At 49.4% G+C, this 14,807-nt stretch carries 14 protein-coding genes; 8 read left to right on the top strand and 6 right to left on the bottom strand.

What is annotated here, in order from left to right:
• Positions 1-127: 127 nt before the first annotated feature.
• Complete coding sequence (gene ttcA / locus BZG14_RS02455; protein WP_077607914.1) at positions 128-1,057, top strand: tRNA 2-thiocytidine(32) synthetase TtcA; 930 nt, start codon at positions 128-130, stop codon at positions 1,055-1,057.
• A 155-nt stretch (positions 1,058-1,212) separates the two neighbouring features.
• Here the strand turns inward: ttcA and BZG14_RS02460 are convergent, their stop codons facing one another.
• Both BZG14_RS02460 and BZG14_RS02465 read right to left on the bottom strand, forming a co-directional pair.
• Positions 1,213-1,863 carry a DUF2987 domain-containing protein gene (locus BZG14_RS02460; protein WP_069362400.1) on the bottom strand — a complete coding sequence of 217 codons (651 nt, stop codon included), beginning with the start codon at positions 1,861-1,863 and terminating at the stop codon, positions 1,213-1,215.
• 30 nt (positions 1,864-1,893) lie between these two features.
• Positions 1,894-2,721 carry a hypothetical protein gene (locus tag BZG14_RS02465; RefSeq protein ID WP_077607884.1) on the bottom strand — a complete coding sequence of 276 codons (828 nt, stop codon included), beginning with the start codon at positions 2,719-2,721 and terminating at the stop codon, positions 1,894-1,896.
• 271 nt (positions 2,722-2,992) lie between these two features.
• On the opposite strand from BZG14_RS02465, the gene potA reads away from it, so the two are divergent.
• The 3 genes from potA to potC are packed head-to-tail and all read left to right on the top strand — an operon-like array spanning position 2,993 to position 5,713.
• Positions 2,993-4,108, top strand: coding sequence for a spermidine/putrescine ABC transporter ATP-binding protein PotA (gene potA / locus BZG14_RS02470; protein ID WP_069362398.1), 1,116 nt, complete (start codon positions 2,993-2,995; stop codon positions 4,106-4,108).
• Positions 4,095-4,946 carry a spermidine/putrescine ABC transporter permease PotB gene (gene potB, locus BZG14_RS02475; RefSeq protein ID WP_069362397.1) on the top strand — a complete coding sequence of 284 codons (852 nt, stop codon included), beginning with the start codon at positions 4,095-4,097 and terminating at the stop codon, positions 4,944-4,946. Before potA ends, potB begins: the two co-directional genes overlap by 14 nt.
• On the top strand, positions 4,943-5,713 hold the full coding sequence (gene potC / locus BZG14_RS02480; protein ID WP_077459077.1) for a spermidine/putrescine ABC transporter permease PotC: 771 nt from the start codon (positions 4,943-4,945) through the stop codon (positions 5,711-5,713). The genes potB and potC overlap by 4 nt, the downstream gene beginning before the upstream one ends.
• Before the next feature lie 58 nt (positions 5,714-5,771).
• Here the strand turns inward: potC and cobB are convergent, their stop codons facing one another.
• Positions 5,772-6,488, bottom strand: a complete 717-nt coding sequence (cobB, locus tag BZG14_RS02485) for a Sir2 family NAD+-dependent deacetylase (RefSeq protein WP_077607885.1) — start codon at positions 6,486-6,488, stop codon at positions 5,772-5,774.
• 188 nt (positions 6,489-6,676) lie between these two features.
• Between cobB and BZG14_RS02490 the strand changes: the two genes are divergently transcribed.
• Positions 6,677-7,396 carry a DUF3581 family protein gene (locus BZG14_RS02490; RefSeq protein WP_077607915.1) on the top strand — a complete coding sequence of 240 codons (720 nt, stop codon included), beginning with the start codon at positions 6,677-6,679 and terminating at the stop codon, positions 7,394-7,396.
• 65 nt (positions 7,397-7,461) lie between these two features.
• Complete coding sequence (locus tag BZG14_RS02495; protein ID WP_077607886.1) at positions 7,462-8,286, top strand: HDOD domain-containing protein; 825 nt, start codon at positions 7,462-7,464, stop codon at positions 8,284-8,286.
• Positions 8,287-8,341: 55 nt separating this feature from the next.
• Here the strand turns inward: BZG14_RS02495 and BZG14_RS02500 are convergent, their stop codons facing one another.
• A complete protein-coding gene (locus tag BZG14_RS02500) occupies positions 8,342-9,244 on the bottom strand; it encodes a LysR family transcriptional regulator (RefSeq protein WP_069362393.1) in 903 nt (300 codons plus the stop codon).
• 177 nt (positions 9,245-9,421) lie between these two features.
• On the opposite strand from BZG14_RS02500, the gene BZG14_RS02505 reads away from it, so the two are divergent.
• Both BZG14_RS02505 and dld read left to right on the top strand, forming a co-directional pair.
• On the top strand, positions 9,422-11,113 hold the full coding sequence (locus tag BZG14_RS02505) for an L-lactate permease (RefSeq protein WP_077607887.1): 1,692 nt from the start codon (positions 9,422-9,424) through the stop codon (positions 11,111-11,113).
• A gap of 103 nt (positions 11,114-11,216) precedes the next feature.
• Positions 11,217-13,007: a D-lactate dehydrogenase gene (gene dld / locus BZG14_RS02510; RefSeq protein WP_077607888.1), complete on the top strand. Its 1,791-nt coding sequence runs from the start codon at positions 11,217-11,219 to the stop codon at positions 13,005-13,007.
• Positions 13,008-13,047: 40 nt separating this feature from the next.
• Here dld and BZG14_RS02515 read toward each other — a convergent pair whose 3' ends face one another.
• Entirely contained in the window at positions 13,048-13,905 is an 858-nt protein-coding gene (locus tag BZG14_RS02515) for a DNA ligase (protein WP_077459082.1), read from the bottom strand.
• Positions 13,906-14,084: 179 nt separating this feature from the next.
• Positions 14,085-14,714 (bottom strand): murein L,D-transpeptidase catalytic domain family protein, encoded by a 630-nt coding sequence (locus BZG14_RS02520; protein WP_077607889.1) that lies wholly within the window; start codon positions 14,712-14,714, stop codon positions 14,085-14,087.
• Positions 14,715-14,807: the final 93 nt, after the last annotated feature.

Here is a 14,807-nt window from a genome sequence, read left to right on the forward strand (position 1 = left end):
CTAGCAGGCAGTGGCATTCACTGCCTGCGGGTTACTGGCATTTGTGGTCAAAATCCGTATCATACCCGCCATTCATGCACACTGGCAGTGTAATGCGTTTACCTTGCCTGACAACGCGATAGTACTTATGAGCACCGAAGAGCTGAGCAAAGCACAAAAATACGGATTTAATAAACTGCAAAAGCGCATTCGTCGCAACACCGGACAAGCGATTGCCGACTTTAATATGATTGAAGACGGCGATCGCATCATGGTTTGTTTATCAGGCGGCAAAGACAGCTATACCTTGCTTGATATGCTGCAAAGCCTGCAAAAGAGCGCGCCAGTTTCATTCCAACTCATTGCGGTCAATTTAGATCAAAAGCAACCTGGGTTTCCTGAGCACATTTTGCCAGCGTATCTAGAGGGCTTGGGCGTCGAGTACAAAATTGTTGAAGAAGACACTTACTCTATCGTCAAAGAGAAAGTGCCTGAGGGCAAGACAACCTGTTCCCTATGCTCGCGACTTCGCCGCGGTATCTTATATCGCACAGCGAAAGAGCTGGGGGCGACCAAAATTGCATTGGGTCACCATCGAGACGACATATTAGAGACCTTGCTCTTAAACATGTTCTACGGCGGCAAGATGAAAGGCATGCCACCGAAGCTCGTCTCTGATAACGGCGAACATGTGGTGATCCGTCCACTGGCCTATTGCCGAGAAAAAGACATTGAGCGTTACTCAGAGCAAAAGGCTTTCCCGATCATTCCGTGTAACCTTTGTGGCTCACAGCCCAACCTACAACGCCAAGTGATCAAAGATATGCTCCGAGATTGGGACAAGCGGTATCCAGGCCGTATTGAGACGATGTTCCGAGCCATGCAAAATATCGTCCCTTCCCATATGGCCGATATCGAGCTGTTTGATTTTAAATCCGTCGCAGCGGGGATGACGTTTGAGGGAGACGGCGATACTGCATTCGATAAAGAAAACTTTACCGATCCGGCGCCCGTTTCAGAAAGCCCTGTGGAAGTTGACCCCAATTTATCACTCGACGTGGTCAATGTCGGCACATAGTGTTTGAAGCATGACAGAATCATAGTTGGCGCTAAATGGCCTGCTAATAAAAACGCCCACTTTAGACAGTGGGCGTTTTTTGTCGTTTCAATCTTCTACATCATAGCGCGCATTATGTCTTTGAAGCTCAGTACAGACTTGAAGCCTCTACCCGTTTATCCGTTTTTAGGCAACCAAGGCGACACTTTGATGGGGGCATCTGGCAGCGTTAACGTGGTGCTATCGCCAAGACGATTAACATCGATAATGGCTTGGTGAGCATCGATGGGGTATTTATTCCCCTCACTGCTGGTCACCGCGCCGGTCACCGAGGGCGCAAAATGTAGAACCACGCCCTGCGCCTTAGGCATAAACCAAGAAGCAAACATCCCGCCTAAGTTTTCCATCATGGTGTCCATCTGAGGCAACCAGCCCTGGATCTGCTGGCTAGTTAATTGCTTTCCTACGGGCTTATCAACCAACACTTGGAACGAGATATCACAGTTTCGATCGGCAGGCGTTTCAACAAAAACATCCGGATTCACTTTGCGGAGCTGGTTATCAAGAGGAAGCGGTAACGCTTGAGAGGCTGGGATATCAAACGCTTCATAATGTTCTTCCTTGCTCATCCATGCGCGAGAAATCGGACAAACCTCTCCCGACTCGGCCGAGACCATAAAGTACGCCACGCCAATATCAGGGTGCCCTTCCTCTACGTTATGTTTAAGCTGAGTAAATAGCTTGCTGTAGCTAAAGCGGTATGTATCGGCACTGGCCGGGACACTCACCATTCCCAGCATAACCAGTACACTGGCTAGTTTTTTCATCGGAACTCCAGTTGCAGGCTTAAAGCGGAATTAGGCGTCAAAGGTGTCTTGGTCAGATGACGACGGGTTAGTCGTACTATGTGATGCCCCTTCTTTATTCTCATTTTGTGACACTGTCACTTCAACGCCAACGCCAAACATTTCTCGGTAAATCACACCTTTAACGTTGAAGAGAAAGGGTAACGCCCAAACCAAGGCAAAGCCAGCAGTGGCAAAAGAAATGAGAAATAGCACGCCTACAACCGCATAGATGGTTGCCATTTGGAACAATTTCTTGTTTACCGCTCGAAAGGATACGGTAAGTGCTTTAACTGGCGTGAGACGCTTTTCACAAATCAATAACGGCGACATGGAAAATGCCATCGCAACATACAGGCTCAGCAATGGAAAAATCATACTCGCCACACTTTGCAGTGTCGCTGACAGGCAGATCACCACCGTCACGGGCAACGCAAATACCAACCCTTTTAGCAAATGGCGTGGTTTAGAACGAAACCCTATAGCGTGACTCAAGCCCATTAAGCTCGCCCCCGCATATAATGGCGCAATCAGAACCTCAGAAGTAAAATTCGCCAACCACACAGATGAAATCATATCTGTGGTCAGCTCACGTTGACCGACCAATGCCTCAAATAAATGCGACGGTGCCCCCAACAACAACGTCAGCATCAGCATTAAAATACCTATTTGAGCCGCGAATAGGCACAAGGTGGCGGGCAAAAACGACCAGAAGTGCTTGAAGGTCTGAGAGAAGGCTTCTTTGATTATCTCAAATGGATCGAGCCGGTAGCGACCGTTTAGCGCCGTTTCTACCGACCCACCGATATGTAAAGCATTATTGTATTCTTGTTGACTCATAATCGTTATCTATCATGACTAATGCACCCAGTATATCTGACTGTAACCCATAGCCAAAAACCATTCTGACAAATAAGGAAAAATAACCAGATTGGCTTTGCGTAGATAATGGTCTGGTTTAGGCTGGATACCTTAATGGACAACAGAGACACAAGTGCCAACACGCGCGAAAAACTGCTTTAACTTCGATTGCCACGCGTCTATTATGCGCCGTCTGTTTTATGGGTACGAATGTACAAGACAATTTGCCAGGTAGAGAGAGAACGAACCATTGAAGCACGCAAATGTATCTCACAAACCGGTTGTCGAGCTCGCGTCACTAACCAAAAGTTTCGACGGCAAAGAAATCATCTCCCGTTTCAACCTAACGGTCAATAACGGAGAATTCCTAACTATCCTTGGCCCTTCAGGCTGTGGCAAAACAACAGTGCTCCGTTTGATTGCGGGGCTGGAAGATGCCGACAGTGGCGCTGTCGTTATCGATGGTAAAGATGTCACTAACCTGCCAGCAGAAAAACGCAATGTAAACACTGTCTTTCAAAGCTATGCCCTTTTCCCACACATGACAGTGTTTGAAAACGTCGCTTTTGGCCTACGCATGCAGGGCGTGGATCATCACCAGATTGAACCTCGAGTGATGGAAGCGCTGCGAATGGTACAACTTGACCATTATGCCTCTCGTAAACCTCATCAATTGTCTGGCGGACAGCAGCAACGTATCGCAATCGCACGTGCCGTGGTGAATAAACCGAGCGTGCTCTTGCTGGATGAATCCCTTTCTGCACTCGATTACAAACTGCGCAAACAAATGCAGATGGAGCTGAAACAGCTGCAGCGCAAGCTTGGGATTACCTTTATCTTCGTTACCCACGACCAAGAAGAAGCCCTCTCGATGTCAGATCGTATTATCGTTATGCGTGATGGCGAAATCGAGCAAGACGGCTCACCGCGTGAGATTTATGAAGAGCCTAAGAATTTATTCGTGGCACGCTTTATTGGCGAAATCAATGTGTTTGATGCCACTGTCATCAAACACATTGATGACAAGCGTATTTGGGCCCGGGTTGAATCTCGTGAGTGTGAGGTTTATTGCAAGCTCGATGTGCATCCGGGTGACGCGATCAAGGTATTGCTTCGCCCTGAAGACATCCGCTTAGAAGAGATTCATGGCAATGCCGAGCCTAATGGTATTGTGGGCTACGTACGCGAGCGAAATTACAAGGGCATGACCCTCGACTCGGTACTCGAGTTGCCATCAGGGCAAACCGTGATGGTGAGCGAGTTCTTTAATGAAGACGATCCTGACGTTGATCACTCCATCGATCAGAAAGTCGCTCTGACCTGGGTAGAAAGCTGGGAGGTGGTATTGGCCGATGAAAAAGCTTAATCTGCAAACCGCCATCGTAGGCTTGGTCGTGGGTTGGTTGCTGGTCTTTGTTTTTTTACCCAACCTAATGATTATCGCGACCAGCTTTTTAACTCGCGATGACGCTGATCTCATCGAGATGACCTTTACGCTAAGCAATTATGCAAAACTGCTCGATCCGCTTTATGCCAAAGTGGTCTGGCACTCATTCTACATGGCGGCCTTGGCGACCCTGATTTGCCTACTGATTGGCTATCCATTCGCGTTTATTATTGCCAAAATGCCGAAAAGCACACGACCTTTGATGCTGTTTTTAGTGATTGTCCCGTTTTGGACCAACTCTTTGATCCGCACGTACGGGCTAAAAATCTTTCTTGGCACTCGAGGGCTGCTCAATGAAAGTATGATGTGGCTTGGCTTAATAGAACGCCCCGTTCGCATCATGTATACCGAATATGCGGTGATGGTGGGCCTTGTCTATATTTTGCTGCCATTTATGATCCTGCCCTTGTATTCGAGCATCGAGAAACTCGATCGTAGCTATTTGGAGGCGGCGCGTGATTTAGGTGCCAATAAACTCCAATGCTTTTTGCGGGTGATCCTGCCACTGACCACACCCGGCATTATTGCCGGCAGCTTGCTCGTGATTCTCCCTGCGCTAGGCATGTTCTACGTCTCGGATTTGCTCGGAGGCGCAAAAAACCTACTGATTGGTAACGTGATTAAAAGTCAGATTTTGAACGTTCGCGATTGGCCGTTTGGCTCAGCGGCCAGTATTTCTCTGACAGTGTTAATGGGGCTGTTGCTGTTTGCGTATTGGCGTGTGGGTAAGTGGATGAATCGCAAGGAGGCATTATGATCCGGTGGCTTAGAAACAGTTTTCTCTCCTTGGTTTACGCCTTTCTCTACATCCCTATCCTGGTTCTGATCGTTAACTCGTTCAATGCCAGCAAATTTGGCATGAGTTGGAAAGGCTTTACCTGGGAGTGGTATGGGCAGCTGATCAATAATCATAGCCTGATGCAAGCGGCGGGTAACTCATTAACCATTGCGGTCTTTTCTGCTAGTGCTGCCGCCATTATTGGTAGCTTGACTGCCGTCGCCCTCTTTCGCTACCGCTTTCGTGGCAAACAATTTGTCAATGGCATGCTCTTTGTGGTGATGATGTCCCCGGACATTGTGATGGCTATTTCGTTATTGGCGCTATTTGTGTTGATGGGCGCACAACTGGGCTTTTTGACCCTACTGCTCTCTCATATCACCTTCTGCTTACCATTCGTAGTGGTCACTGTTTATAGCCGCTTAAATGGCTTTGACGTTAAAATGCTTGAAGCGGCGCGTGATTTAGGCGCGAGCGAATGGGTGATCCTTAGCAAGATTATTTTGCCACTGGCGGCACCGGCGGTTGGTGCCGGTTGGCTACTAAGTTTTACCCTTTCGCTGGACGACGTCATCGTTAGCTCGTTTGTGACAGGGCCAAGCTATGAAATTTTGCCATTAAAGATCTATTCGATGGTAAAAGTGGGCGTGTCACCAGAAGTGAATGCGCTTGCCACCATCATGCTGTTGGTCTCATTGGTGTTGGTTATGTGCTCGCAGTGGCTCGCGAAAGACAGGTTAAAGTAACCCGTGCGCTAGGGCTGCTATTCCACCAGCAGCCCTTTTCTATCTGTATCCTCTTGCGTTACTGCTCCAGTGCCAGAATTTCGTCCACCAGCTCAGGCACGAGTGTGCTCGCCTTCCCGTAACGCCGCTCATTAAATTCACTTTCCACGGCGCTGGGCTCCAAGTTTATTTCAATAGTGTGCGCACCATGCATTGCCGCTTCGTGCACAAACCCTGCCGCGGGATACACCGCCCCAGAGGTGCCAATAGAAATAAACAAATCCGCTTGATTAAGGGCATCATGAATTTTCCCCATTCCCAGGGGCATCTCTCCGAACCACACCACGTGTGGTCTCAGCGGAGCGGGCATCTGGCAACAATGGCAGTGATCGGACACCTGAATATCGCCGGTCCAATCGATGGTTTGCTGCGAGTGGCTACAACGCGCCTTTAACAGCTCACCGTGCATATGAATGATATTGTGTGTGCCCGCGCGCTCGTGAAGATTATCAATGTTTTGGGTCACAACAAGCACAGTGGCCTCGGTTTCCTGCTCTAGGCGTGCCAGAGCCTCGTGGGCCGGGTTGGGGGTGATTTCTCCTTGTAACTGGCGCCGACGATCATTATAAAACTGCTGAACAAGGGTCGGGTTTCTCTCAAAACCCTCAGGCGTTGCAACGTCTTCAATATGATGCTCTTCCCAAAGGCCATCTTGATCTCGGAAGGTTCTAATCCCTGACTCTGCAGATATGCCCGCACCTGTCAAAACTACGATGTGTCGATAAGGGAATGCCATACGTCGTTCCTATGCCGTGACCTGTTTATTGAGTTTATAACACGCTCATGCTTACCATTGAAGTAGTAAGGCTTTAGACCTTAGTCGTTGACTCTAATCACAAAAGGACAATGCAATGACTGGCTAGACCAATGCCGCGCGTCGCTTGAGTTACAATGTCTGCCTATTTCTCGCATCTGTTAACCATTATGAAACTAGAAGATTATTACAACGAGCAAGATGGCAAACTGATTTTTACTCGCCAGCAAGCAAGTGACTTTGCTAAACGTATCGCCGGCGACTTTAACCCGATTCATGACACGGACGCGTCACGCTTCTGTGTGCCTGGAGATTTGCTGCTTTCTATCTTATTGGCTAAAACAGGGATCAGCGAGCAAATCGAGATTCAATTCAATGGCATGATCAGTGCCAACACGCCCTTATCAATTGTCGATACAGGCAATAGCGTTACCGTCATCGATGATAACCAAAAGCTTTATCTGACCATGACACGCCATGGTCAGACACGTCACGATAAAGCACTAGCAACAGAGATCGCCGAGCACTACGTGCAGTTTTCCGGTAAGAACTTCCCGCATATCATGGTGCCACTGATGCGGGAGCAACAAATGATGATCAACACTGAACGTCCTTTAGTCATGTACGAGAAAATGAGCTTGGCGTTTGATGATCTCGCAATCAACTCTGCCGATGTCGCTTTATCAGATTCGGTGATGCACGTGAGCGGCAAACGCGGAAAAGTCGATCTTGCCTTTGATTTTATTGTCGATGGGCAGCGTGTGGGAAATGGATGCAAAACCATGGTGGCCAGTGGTTTGCGCCCCTACTGCGAAGAGGCCATTCAAAACCTGGTAGACCGATTTAATGCCAGAAAACAGGCTTACTGCGCCATCCCCGCCACAGAGTAATTTTTCCCTAAAGCCTTTGGCTCTGATCTATAGTTAAATCAGAGCCAACGCTGAAGGAAGTTGTTATGGAATCCAGTCGCTTAGTCGAGCTTATCGCTCGTCTCCCCAAGATTCCCAAAGTCGTGCAAGAGTTGATTGAGTTGGTCAACAGCCATGACGCTGAGCTTAATCAAATCGCCGAAAAAATCGCCTACGACCAGGTCATCTCCGCGCGTGTGCTTCGCTTGTCTAATTCAGCCTATTTTGGTCGCGCCCGAAACGTGGGCTCTGTCAACGAGGCGGTTATCCGGCTTGGTTTGGGCCCTGTTAGAACCCTGGTGGTGTCTAGCGCACTGATGAGTGCTTTTGACGTCGATGACGAAGTGGATATGGATGCCTTTTGGCAACACACGTTCGAAATTGCAACCTTGAGTAAAGCCCTGGCACATGCATTAAGAATGGACGGTAACGAGGCATTCACTGCAGGGATGCTCCATAATCTCGGTGAGTTGCTGATCATGACCACCGCTTACGACAAGTTAGACCGCATTAATCTCCATATGGAAGCGGGTAAGCCCAAGCAAGAGGCACAGCAGCTTATTTTGGGGATCACCAGCGCCGAGTTAGGTGGCGAGCTTGCACAAACTTGGAATTTTCCTCAAGGGCTAAGCGATGCGATTCGTTATCAGTTTTCTCCCGTACACAATGAGCAGTTTTCGCCATTGGCGGGCATACTTCGCTTAGCCAATAAAATCGACGTCGCTTGGGGGGAGTTTGTTACCACCGACTCCAAGCTAGATTGGCTCGAACAGCAGCTCGAGTACAACATTCTCGGTTTGCCTAAAACCGTGGTCGCGAATATCGACGATGTCATTGGCTCAGGGCGTGAAATGGCCAAAATGCTTAAATAGCGCCTCTAACAGCTATCGCATGGGCTCAACATATGAGCCCATGGCGCGCTGCTTCCTAAAAGCAATGCTGAATGGCAAGGTATTTATTGCGGATGTGCTCTATCAGCAAACGCACTTTTTTAGGCGGCTGGCGAGTGAATGGATATACCGCATAAATCCCGAGCTTTTTGCCTACTTGGTCAGGAAAAAGATCAACCAATACGCCCTGCATCAAGTCGTCATAGACTAAACACCGCGGTACATACGCGATGCCATGACCACTTAGCGCGCCTTGTCGCAAGGCGATGGGGTTGTCGGTCGAAAAATTACCGGCCACTTTAATGACTTGGTTTTTGTGCTCGCCTTTAAACTCCCAGTCACTGGCCCCCGTGGTTTGGTAGGCATATTGCAAGCAATTATGTTGTTTTAACTCAATCGGATGTTGCGGCCGGCCATGACGCGCAATATAGCTGGGTGCCGCACACACTACCCATTGTGAGTCGATAATATGGCGTGCAATTAAGCTAGAGTCCTCGAGGTAGCCGGTGCGGATAACCAAATCAAAGCCTTCATCAATTAAATCGACAAAGCGATTGTCCAGCGACATATCAATGTTAAGGCCCGGATATTGCCCACAAAACGCTGCCACCGCTTCAGCGAGTAATAGCTCGCCAGAAATGGTCGGCACTGAAATTTTAATCTGGCCGGTTATTGATTCCCCGAGCCCTGCGACCGCATCAAAGGCCTCATCAGCGGCCTGCTTCACATTTTTTGCACCTTGATACAAGGTACGCCCGGCATCGGTCAGTGTCAGTTTGCGCGTGGTGCGATACAAAAGCTGCACACCTAAGCCTTCTTCGAGCTTTTTAATCCGCTTGCTAACTACGGAATTTGTCAGCGAATTTATTTCTGCTACCTTGCTAAAAGAGCCACATTCGGCGACTTGAGCAAAGAGGACGAGATCATCTGTTTTCGGCATATTATGTCAATTATGGAAGTAATTATTTTCATTATTTCCATATATCAGAAAAATGCAAACGCGTAATGTCACATACGGTTAACATCGAGTCACCGAGCTGTCAGCAAAATAACAACACATCGGTGACTTGTTTATTCAACGTGATTCAACGGAAGAGACACCTAATAAGGAACACCTATGACAGATACCCTATACGCCCTCATCGCGTTTTCACCCATCGTGGTCGCGGCGATCTTACTGGTCGGCTTAAATTGGCCAGCTAAAAAGGCGATGCCCGTTGCCTTTATCATGACAGTCTTAATCGCACTCTTCCAGTGGCAGATGAGTGCTGCACGTGTGTCGGCCTCCATCGCACAAGGCTTGATCATTACGGCAGCCGTCCTTTGGATCGTGTTTGGTGCCATCCTTTTGCTCAACACTTTAAAACACACCGGCGCGATTACCGTAATACGTAATGGCTTTACCACCATCTCCGATGACAGACGCATTCAGGCCATCATCATTGCATGGTGCTTTGGATCTTTCATCGAGGGCGCATCAGGTTTCGGTACGCCCGCCGCCATTGCCGCGCCGTTGTTGGTCGCCATCGGCTTCCCTGCTCTCGCCGCAGTTGTCGTCGGTATGATGATCCAATCGACGCCGGTCTCCTTTGGTGCGGTCGGCACGCCTATTATTGTGGGCGTCAACAAAGGGTTAGACAGCCATGCGATTGGGCAAACGCTCACCGCTAATGGCAGTGATTGGGCGACCTACCTGCAATCTATTACCACGCAAGTATCCTTTATTCACGCGGTGATTGGCACACTAATGCCTTTGCTAATGGCAATGATGTTGACCCGCTTTTTCGGCAAGAATAAGAGCTGGAAAGAAGGCTTAGAGGTGGCACCGTTTGCGATTTTCGCCGGGTTAGCCTTCACCGTTCCTTATGCCCTCACCGGCTGGTTGTTAGGACCTGAATTCCCTTCATTACTCGGTGGTCTGGCAGGGATCGTGTTGGTCACAACTGCCGCACGTAAAGGCTTTTTAGTCCCGAAAAATCAGTGGGACTTTGATGATGAGTCGACCTGGCCGAGCCATTGGTTAGGCTCGCTGAAAATGGATCTCAAGGTTCAAGAAAAGCCGATGAGCATGGCCATGGCCTGGACGCCCTATGTGTTGTTGGCGGTTTTCTTGGTGATCAGCCGCGTCAGCCCGACGGTCAAAACGGCACTGACCGATGTCAGCCTTGGTTTCTCCGCGTTGTTTGGTGAAACTGGGGTCAACGCTGCCATTCAACCACTTTATCTGCCAGGCGGCATCCTTGCGTTCGTGGCTTTGTTAGCCGTGTTGCTTCAGGCGCGTCAATTGTCGCCGCTGTTAACCGCGGCGCGTGAATCGAGTAAAACATTGATTGGTGCCGGGTTTGTGTTGGTGTTTWCCATCCCTATGGTACGTATTTTTATTAACTCAGGCGTGAATGGTGCCGATTTGGTGAGTATGCCGGTCATGACCGCACGCTTTGCGGCCGATTTAGTGGGAGATGGCTTCCCAGCGTTGAGCGCCACCATTGGCGCATTGGGCGCTTTTATTGCAGGCTCCAATACGGTGTCCAATATGATGTTTAGCCAGTTTCAGTTTGAAGTGGCACAAACCTTAGGATCATCGACCGTAGTGGTGATTGCCCTGCAAGCCGTCGGTGCGGCAGCCGGCAATATGATCGCTATCCATAACGTGGTCGCCGCATCCGCGACGGTCGGCTTACTCGGCCGTGAGGGCGTGACCCTGCGTAAAACCGTCTTACCCACGCTTTATTACCTGATTGCCGCCGCTGTCATCGGCATTGTCTTGGTCAATGTGTTGCAGTTTGCCGATGTCCTCTCCGGGGCGTAATCTTACATGTTATTGGCCGAGCCACCTCTCGGCCTTTCTCTCCACAAGCGGGCCAGCTAGGCTGACCCCAGCCTTTGTCGTAACGTAAAGGAAMGGAACGCTTATGAACACCCCATCACGTTTGTCGTCATCACAGCAACAAGCATTTATTTCCACCTTAACCGACATCGTAGGCAAGAATAACTTACTCACTGAGACAAACCAGACCCAGCATTATCGGACTGGCTTTCGCTCGGGAGGTGGTCCTGCGCTCGCCGTTATTTTTCCCACCTCTTTAGTGATGCAATGGCGGGTGCTCCAAGCCTGTGTCGACGCGGATGTGGTGATGATCATGCAAGCCGCGAATACGGGCTTAACCGAAGGCTCAACCCCCAAAGGCAGCGACTACGATCGTGATGYGGTAATAATCAACACCACACGCTTAGACGGATTACAGCTTATCGATAACGGTAAGCAGGTACTGAGTTTTCCCGGCACAACATTGCATCAGCTAGAGCAGACGCTCAGGCCTCTTAAGCGCGCGCCGCATTCGGTCATCGGTTCGTCGTGCATTGGCGCATCGATTGTTGGTGGTGTGGCCAATAATTCCGGCGGTGCATTGGTTAAACGCGGCCCGGCTTATACCGAATATTCATTATTTGCACAGTTAAATGAGGATGGTGAGCTAACGCTGGTGAATCATTTAGGCATTGCCCTGGGTGATGACCCAGAAACCATTCTTTCGCGCGTTGAGCGTGGTGATTACACACCCCGTGATATCACCTATGACGCGCGTAAGGCGTCTGCAGATGACTACGAGCAAATCTTGCGTGATGTCGATGCTGACAGCCCCGCGCGCTATAACGCCGACAAACACCGCTTACATGAAGTGAGCGGCTGTGCAGGGAAACTGGCTGTCTTTGCCGTGCGCCTTGATACCTACCCGATCCCTGAACGTGAGCAAGTCTTTTACATTGGCACTAACAACCCAGATGTGCTCAATACATTGCGTCGCCGTGTACTTACCGAGCTTTCACACTTGCCTGAAGTGGCGGAATATATGCACCGTGACGCCTTTGATATCGCTGAGCGTTACGGAAAAGATGTGTTTTTAGCGATTGGTCGACTGGGCACGGATTCAATCCCGAAAATGTTTGCCTTGAAAGCAAAAATAACAAATTGGTTAGATAAGGTGCCGTTACTGCCTAACGCATTACCCGATAAAGTGATGCAATACGCCAGTCAGCTTTTTCCGCAGCACTTACCCAAACGTATGCTCGCGTTTCGCGATAGATTTGAGCACCACCTAATATTCAAAGCCTCAGAGGAAGGAATCGAGGAAGCTTCGGCGTTTTTAAGCCGTTTTTTTGCCGAACACGCAGACAGTGATTACTTTGCCTGTAGTGAGGATGAAGCGAAAAAAGCCATGCTTCACCGCTTTGCCGCAGCCGGGGCGGCGATTCGCTACCACACGATGCACAGTCGCGATGTGGAAGACATTCTCGCGTTAGATATAGCCCTTAAGCGCAACGAGACCGAGTGGGAAGAACACTTGCCCGTCGAGATAGAACAAGAGATGGTGGCCAAACTTTATTACGGGCACTTTTTCTGCCACGTCTTCCACCAAGACTATGTGGTGAGAAAAGGTGCGGACGTGTCGGCAATTAAGGCGAAAATGCTAGCTTTGCTAAATGAGCGAGGCGCCAAATACCCAGCCGAGCATAATGTGGGACACCTTTATGCCGCGGAGCCGGATTTGGCTAATTTCTATCACCAGTTAGATCCTACCAACAGTTTTAACCCTGGGATTGGAAAGACCGGTAAGAAAAAATACAGTGTTGATTGCCAGTGCTTAGACCACCAACTGCGCCCTCGCGCAAGTCAGGACTCGTCACCCGCCACGCACGAGCACTAAACCGACCCACAACCCCGCCAACCGTTTGGCGGGTTCTTTTTTAACGCGTTGGTTTCTCGTGAATAAAACGCGCAAAGCGTGGGATGCCTTTTTGAGTGACACCGTTGTGGCGTACCAAGATAGTACTACCAATCTGTGGTGGATCAGCCCGTTGCGCATCACTAAAGCCCGATCCCACGCTAAACTCGGTGCCGTCAGCCAGGCGTACTACCAGAGAGCCCATCAAGCCTTGTAACCGCCCTTTTCCCGGATTCACTCCTACCACAGTCACTTCTTTTTCTTGGTAGGTTTTCAACTTAACGACGCTGTCTACGCGCTGCCCCACATATACACTATCAGGATGATGCAGCATCAAGCCTTCACCGCCCGATTCATCAATAGCAGAAAGCTGTGCCTCGAGTTCATCATTGTCAGTCACCGGCGTTTGCTTTACCAAGGCTAAGAACGGCGATGCGCTATTTGTGACTATCTTTTTCAGTGCTGCATAGCGAGCAGAAAACGGACCGGGTTGATCCGGTAAATCAAACGCATAAAAACGAACGCTCTGCCACGCGTCAGGATCCGGTTTATCGTCCAACACGGTACGCAACACAGTTTGAAACCCACCTCTTCCGGCCCATAGCTCACCATCTAAAGGCGTGGTTGGCAGCGATTGAATCAATCTATCCGGTGCGTGAATGAGATTTCCTTGTCGCGTTAAGAGTTGCGTGCCGGTCCAATAGGCGCGGATCCCATCCAGTTTTTCACTGACCCAATAGCCACGATAGTCGTGTTCGGCAATCTGTCCGTCAATACCATGCATCAGCGCTGGTGCAGACGGTGCAGCATCAACATCACTGGTGGGAAACAGGGTAAATGCGGAGAGTAAGCACAAAGTAAAAGGATTTAGGCGTGCCATGGCATTCCTCCTTAGTGGTAAGGAGCATAGACTAGCGCGATAAAAGGCGTATCAACATGCCTTTATTTTTTCGTGGTAGAGAATTAGCGTTCACGGTGAACAATGCGCAGGTGTTACATCATCCACCGTGAAATAACTCGTGAAACCTCGTCTAGTACGACGTCTTCGTATCCTCACGCTTAGCTGGCAAACGCATAGATAAAGGTGCCGTTTTTGATCGCATCAATCACGCGGGCCGATAAATAGCTAGGTAACGCCGGGCAGCCCCAGCTTCGGCCTAATTGGCCGCTTTGTTTAATCACCTTAGGGTGCGCATAATCGGCACCGTGTATCACAATCGCCCTTGCGCGCGCATTATCGTTTAATCCCTTGGAAAGGCCATCTAAACGCAGTGAGTAGCCGTGCTTACCATGATAGGTTTCCGCCGCACGATAGACCCCCAATGATGTTTGCAAGGAATTAATCTGATTCGAAAAACGCTTTGCGTAAAGGGAGCCACTGTTTTTGCCGTGTGACACGTAGGAACGAAATAACACTTGACGCTTTTTCACATTGATCACCCAAAATCGCTTTTCTGACGAAGGTTTGCCATAGTCAATTAGCGTCATTACAGGTTTGCGGCTACGGTTATGGGCAAAGTGGCGATACGCATCTGCGAAGGCCTGGTATGACACCTCCCCAGCGAGATTGAGAGATTGGTACAACCCACTGACCTCATCTTTAAAACTGGCCCAAACCGAGGTTGGCATGCTGATCGCCAATACATACAAAACGATCCGAWACCAAGGGGCCACACCTGCTTGTTTCATTTTTTGCTCCTTTCTTGCCACGGCATCACGAACTACCGAGCGGTCTGTCGTTCGTATTGACAAAAACAAAAACCGTGCCATATGACACGGTTT

Origin of the sequence: Salinivibrio sp. IB282 (assembly GCF_001995685.1) — a bacterium.
In the GTDB taxonomy this organism is placed as follows: Bacteria; Pseudomonadota; Gammaproteobacteria; order Enterobacterales; family Vibrionaceae; genus Salinivibrio; species Salinivibrio kushneri.

Bases quoted from the DNA above. Each gene is read 5' to 3' on its own strand.
- ttcA (WP_077607914.1), top strand. From the start codon at position 128: ATGAGCACCGAAGAGCTGAGCAAAGCACAAAAATACGGATTTAATAAA.
- BZG14_RS02460 (WP_069362400.1), bottom strand. From the start codon at position 1,863: ATGAAAAAACTAGCCAGTGTACTGGTTATGCTGGGAATGGTGAGTGTC.
- BZG14_RS02465 (WP_077607884.1), bottom strand. From the start codon at position 2,721: ATGAGTCAACAAGAATACAATAATGCTTTACATATCGGTGGGTCGGTA.
- potB (WP_069362397.1), top strand. From the start codon at position 4,095: ATGAAAAAGCTTAATCTGCAAACCGCCATCGTAGGCTTGGTCGTGGGT.
- potC (WP_077459077.1), top strand. From the start codon at position 4,943: ATGATCCGGTGGCTTAGAAACAGTTTTCTCTCCTTGGTTTACGCCTTT.
- cobB (WP_077607885.1), bottom strand. From the start codon at position 6,488: ATGGCATTCCCTTATCGACACATCGTAGTTTTGACAGGTGCGGGCATA.
- BZG14_RS02490 (WP_077607915.1), top strand. From the start codon at position 6,677: ATGAAACTAGAAGATTATTACAACGAGCAAGATGGCAAACTGATTTTT.
- BZG14_RS02495 (WP_077607886.1), top strand. From the start codon at position 7,462: ATGGAATCCAGTCGCTTAGTCGAGCTTATCGCTCGTCTCCCCAAGATT.
- BZG14_RS02500 (WP_069362393.1), bottom strand. From the start codon at position 9,244: ATGCCGAAAACAGATGATCTCGTCCTCTTTGCTCAAGTCGCCGAATGT.
- BZG14_RS02515 (WP_077459082.1), bottom strand. From the start codon at position 13,905: ATGGCACGCCTAAATCCTTTTACTTTGTGCTTACTCTCCGCATTTACC.